The following is a 4,795-nucleotide window of genomic DNA, read 5'->3' as shown; positions in this document are numbered from 1 at the left end:
GCCGTGCAGGGCAGCGCGAATGCCTCGCTGCTCGCAGGCTACGGCTATAGCGGCATCCTCGTGGCGTTCGCGGCGCGTCAAAACCCGCTGGCGATCGTGCTGTGCGCGGTGCTGATTGGCGGTATCGAAGCGAGCGGCAGTCTGCTGCAACGCCGTCTCGACTTGCCTGATGCGACGACGCTCGTGCTGCAAGGTTTGCTGTTCGCCAATCTGCTGGCGTGGGAAGCGCTGGGCGGACGCATCGTCGCGTGGCGCGTGAAATTGCAGGCGCTCGCCGTCACCGAGGCGCCGGTGCAACTGGAGAAAACTCATGCCTGATATGCACTCGCCTGTAGTGATCCTGTTGCTCTCGTTGCTGGCCGGCGCGATTCGCGTAAGCACACCTTACTTGTTCGTGAGTCTCGGTGAATGTCTGACGGAAAAGGGCGGACGCGTGAATCTCGGCCTCGAAGGGATTCTGGTCTCCGGCGCAATGAGCGGCTACGCGGCGTCGTATCTGTCCGGCTCGCCCTGGATCGGCGTGTTGGCGGCAGGATTTGTCGGTTTGATGTTTGGTTGTTTGCACGGACTGGTGTGTTCGCTGCCGCGTGTTTCAGATATCGCCTTTGGTATTGCACTGATGCTGCTCGGCACTGGGCTCGCGTTCTATCTCGGCAAGCCGTTTATTCAGCCGCAGGCGCCGATGCTGCAATCCATCGACCTTGGAGCGTGGGCTGTATCGCCCCAACTGCATAACGCGCTGCATATCAGTCCGCTGTTTGTGATCGGCATCGTGCTCGCGTTCGTCTTGCAGTGGGGTCTGCGCAGCACGCGCTGGGGCATGACGCTGCGTCTCGTTGGCGATCACGCCGAGACGGCGCGTGCGATGGGTTATCCGCTGACACGCATCCGCATCGCCGCGACGGCCGTAGGCGGCTTTTTCGCCGGTGTGGGTGGGGCTTATCTATCGCTCGTCTATCCGGGTAGCTGGAACGAAGGACTGTCTAGCGGCCAGGGGTTGATGGCGGTGGCGCTGGTGATCTTCGCGCGCTGGCAGCCGTTGCGTTGCCTCTACGCGGCACTGCTGTTTGGCGCAGCGGGAGCATTGGGCCCGGCGCTGCAAGCCATTGGCGTGACGAGCGGCTACTACCTCTACAACGCCGCGCCGTACGTGCTGACGCTCGTGATCATGATTATCAATTGCCGCCCCGACCGCACGCTCGCTGGCGCGCCGGGTGAACTCAGCCTGACGCGTTGAGACCCGCGCTCATGCTGATTCCGATGCCAACGACAACCTGAAGAGTGCTGAACCATGAACCGATTCATCGAAGCAAAGCCTTACCCCTGGCCGTATGACGGCAACCTGCGCCCAGACAATACGGCGCTTGTCATCATCGATATGCAGACGGATTTTTGCGGCCACGGCGGTTACGTCGACAAGATGGGTTACGACCTGTCGATGACGCGCGCGCCGATCGAGCCGATCGCAAACGTGCTCACGCTGATGCGCGAACAGGGCTTTACGATCATCCATACGCGTGAGGGGCATCGGCCGGATCTGTCTGATCTGCCCGCCAACAAGCGCTGGCGCAGCCGGCGTGCGGGCACCGACGGCGTTGGCATCGGCGATGATGGTCCGTGCGGCAAGATTCTCGTGCGCGGCGAACCAGGCTGGGAAATCATCGATGAGCTTGCGCCGTTTCCCGGCGAAATCATCATCGACAAGCCCGGCAAGGGCTCGTTCTGCGCGACGGATCTGGAACTGATCTTGCGCACGCGCGGTATCGTCAACCTGATCCTGACCGGTATCACTACCGACGTCTGCGTCCATACAACGATGCGCGAAGCGAACGATCGCGGTTTCGAATGCACGGTGCTGGCCGACTGTTGCGGCGCGACCGACAAAAGCAATCACGACGCCGCGCTGCATATGATCACGATGCAAGGCGGTGTATTCGGCACGGTGTCGGATTCGCAAGCACTGCTTGCCACACTCGGACGCTGACCATCATGTCGACCGTCGCCCCCTACAATCAGCCTCACGACGATGCGCTCACTCATGCACTGGGCGTCGAAGTGATGAGCGCTTCAAAGAGCTTCGGCGCGTTTCGTGCGCTCGACAAGGTGTCGATCAAGGTCGCGCCAGGTACGATTCACGCGCTGCTCGGCGAGAACGGCGCGGGCAAGAGCACGCTGGTGAAGGGGCTGGTCGGCTATGGCCTGCTCGATGAAGGACAGATCGCGGCGGACGGGCGTGAAGTGAAAATCACCTCGCCGCGCGACGCCCAGGCGCTCGGCATCGGCATGGTGTATCAGCATTTCACGCTGGCCTCGGGTTTGTCGGTGGAAGAAAATCTGCTGCTCGCGACGGGACGTCTGTCATGGCGAATCGACTGGAAGCGCGAGCGTGCCGCCTTGAGTGAATTCATGCGCAGCATGCCCTTCAGTTTGCCGCTCGAAGCGCCGGTTGCCGGACTCGCGGCGGGTGAAAAGCAGAAGCTCGAAATCCTCAAGCAACTGTATCTGCGTCAACGCTTCCTGATTCTGGATGAACCGACTTCGGTGCTGACGCCGCAAGAAGCCGATGAAGTGCTGGGCCTGATGCGCGATCTCACCACGCGCGGCGAACTGACCGTGCTGATGATCACGCACAAGTTCCGCGAAGTGATGGCGTACGCCGACGACGTGACGGTGTTGCGCAAGGGTCGCCAGGTGGGCACGACAGCGGTTGCTCAAACCAGTCGCGACCAGCTTGCTGCGTGGATGATGGGCACGAGTACGGCCACGGTTGCTCAGGGGGAGGCTTCGGCACAGCAGGCGCCGATCCTCGCCGAAATTCAGGTCGAGCGCGCCGCACGCAAACCGCTCGATCCCAAGGCGGCTGTGCGGCTAGAGTTGCGCGACGTGTCAGTCGAAGACGACCGCGGCCATACGGCTGTGCGTCACGCGTCCCTGACGGTGCGCGCCGGCGAGATTCTCGGGCTGGCGGGTGTGTCGGGCAACGGCCAGAAGGAGCTCGTCGAGGCGCTGGTCGGACAGCGTCGGCCAGTCGAGGGTGAGATGTGGATCGCGGGTGCGCCGTATCACGCGACGCGTGAAGAAATGACCTCGCGGCGCGTATTTGCGATTCCCGAAGAGCCACTCAAGAACGCTTGCGTGGCCGGTATGAGCGTGGCTGAAAATCTGGCATTGCGTGACTTCGACCGGGCACCGATGTGTCGTGGTGGATGGCGCCTCGATCGCCGCGCAATGCGTGAGCGGGCGGCGCAACGGATTCGTGATTTCAACGTACGCCCGCCAGCGCCGGAGCGCATGATTGGCACGCTCTCCGGCGGCAACGTGCAGCGCGCCGTTCTGGCGCGCGAACTAGGTCAGCCGGTGGATGTACTGATCGTCGCGAACCCGGTGTTCGGCCTGGATTTCGCATCGGTGGCGGACATCCATGCACGGCTGATTGCGGCACGTGACGCGGGCGCCGCCGTGCTGCTCGTCAGCGAAGACCTGGATGAGCTGCTCGAACTTGCCGACCGGATCGCCGTGATGGCCGAGGGGCGGCTCGTGTTTGAAACGCCCGCGCAAGGCGCAGAACGCGCCGTGCTTGGGCAGCATATGGCGGGTCATGTGGACGAGCCGGCCCATGTGGTTCCCGCATGGAGCGACGGCGACCTGCAAGGCCCATAAAGTGATCAAACGGGGGTTGTGCGAAGCGTTCACGCGCAATCAAAGCAATGCTGCGTAGTGGACGTGCCATGCGGCACATCTTCAGCCTGGAGCCGGGGATGTGCCGCCTCTGGCAACAAGGCGCGTTAAAGACGCAACAGGCAACGCTTCGGGGCGGTAACGCGGATGGCAGAGCGCGGGTGAATGGCGCCGCAGTCTGCTGGCTAGCTTTAGCGCGCAAAAACAAGGGTTAAACCATGAGCATCGAAGTGCAGGCTTTACCGTCACCGTTCGTGTTCGACACGTCGAAGGTGGCGCTGGTAATCATCGATATGCAGCGCGACTTCATCGAGCCGGGTGGCTTTGGTGAATCGTTGGGCAACGACGTTTCGCTGCTGACCGAGATCGTTCCGACGGTCGCTGAACTGCTCGCCCTTGCGCGCGACAAAGGCTGGCTGGTGGTGCATACGCGTGAATCGCATGCCCCGGACCTCTCTGATTGTCCGCCCGCCAAGCGTCTGCGTGGTGCGCCGCAGATGCGCATTGGCGACCCCGGCCCGATGGGGCGCATTCTTGTGCGCGGGGAACCGGGCAACGCGATCGTCGACGCGCTGACGCCCATTGCCGGCGAACTGGTCATCGACAAACCCGGTAAAGGCGCGTTTTACGCCACCGTGCTTGGAGATGAACTGCGTGAACGCGGCATCACGCATCTCCTGTTTGCCGGCGTGACCACTGAGGTCTGCGTACAAACCTCGATGCGCGAAGCCAACGACCGCGGCTACGATTGCCTGCTGATCGAAGACGCCACAGCGAGCTATTTTCCCGCGTTCAAGCAGGCGAGCCTTGAGATGATCCGCTCGCAAGGGGGGATCGTCGGCTGGACCGCGCCACTGGCGGCATTGAAAGAGGAACTGTGAGGATGGATGTCAACAAGCCGGAGATTGTCGCTGAAGTTGCAGCGGCATTTGAAGCGTACGAACGGGCGTTGGTCGTCAACGACGTCGAAGCCATGAACGCGCTGTTCTGGGACACACAGGAGACAGTGCGCTATGGCATTGCCGAAGTCCAGCACGGCGGCGAAACGATTCGCGCCTGGCGTGCCGCGGCCACGCCGGTGCCGCCGTCGCGGCGGCTGCATCGCACGGTCGTGACG

Annotated in this window: 5 protein-coding genes and 1 pseudogene; all 6 read left to right on the top strand. The window is 62.5% G+C overall.

Going from position 1 to position 4,795, the window contains the following annotated elements; genetic code table 11:
- Nucleotides 1–318, top strand: a pseudogene (locus WCA85_RS07165) (ABC transporter permease); the annotation flags it as partial.
- Nucleotides 311–1,237 (top strand): ABC transporter permease, encoded by a 927-nt coding sequence (locus WCA85_RS07160; protein WP_424062474.1) that lies wholly within the window; start codon nt 311–313, stop codon nt 1,235–1,237. The pseudogene WCA85_RS07165 and the gene WCA85_RS07160, both read left to right, overlap by 8 nt.
- 54 nt (nt 1,238–1,291) lie before the next feature.
- Entirely contained in the window at nt 1,292–1,984 is a 693-nt protein-coding gene (locus WCA85_RS07155; protein WP_424062473.1) for a cysteine hydrolase family protein, read from the top strand.
- A gap of 5 nt (nt 1,985–1,989) precedes the next feature.
- On the top strand, nt 1,990–3,660 hold the full coding sequence (locus WCA85_RS07150) for an ABC transporter ATP-binding protein (RefSeq protein ID WP_424062472.1): 1,671 nt from the start codon (nt 1,990–1,992) through the stop codon (nt 3,658–3,660).
- Between the two features lie 236 nt (nt 3,661–3,896).
- Complete coding sequence (locus WCA85_RS07145; protein ID WP_424062471.1) at nt 3,897–4,559, top strand: cysteine hydrolase family protein; 663 nt, start codon at nt 3,897–3,899, stop codon at nt 4,557–4,559.
- Between the two features lie 2 nt (nt 4,560–4,561).
- Nucleotides 4,562–4,795: AtzH-like domain-containing protein (locus WCA85_RS07140; RefSeq protein ID WP_424062470.1), on the top strand; the 234-nt coding region annotated here is incomplete at its 3' end.

It is taken from the genome of Paraburkholderia sp. (assembly GCF_049581445.1).
Lineage (GTDB): Bacteria > Pseudomonadota > Gammaproteobacteria > Burkholderiales > Burkholderiaceae > Paraburkholderia.
This window is presented reverse-complemented; position numbering and strand designations above follow the sequence as displayed.